The 276-nt window shown below is 45.3% G+C and carries 1 rRNA gene; it reads right to left on the bottom strand.

From position 1 onward, the window contains the following. A 5S ribosomal RNA gene (gene rrf, locus OZJ21_RS09845) occupies positions 1-117 on the bottom strand. Between the last annotated feature and the right edge of the window lie 159 nt (positions 118-276).

Raw genomic sequence — 276 nt, 5'->3', positions numbered from 1 at the left:
GCACGGCGACTTCCTACCCTCGCAAGAGGCGTTCCTCTAACTACTCTCGGCGTTACGAAGCTTAACTTCTGTGTTCGGAATGGGAACAGGTGTATCCTTCGTGCCATCATCACCGCACTATTTACTTGAGATTTTATTCTCTCAAAACTAGATATCATTTATCTCTTTCACCGAAAACTCACGTTTTCTTTACTTGGTTAAGTCCTCGATCGATTAGTAATGGTCCGCTCCATGCCTCGCAGCACTTCCACTTCCATCCTATCTACCTGATCATCT

The sequence above is a fragment of the Ligilactobacillus sp. UO.C109 genome (assembly GCF_026847815.1).
GTDB classification, from domain to species: Bacteria; Bacillota; Bacilli; order Lactobacillales; family Lactobacillaceae; genus Ligilactobacillus; species Ligilactobacillus salivarius.
This window is presented reverse-complemented; position numbering and strand designations above follow the sequence as displayed.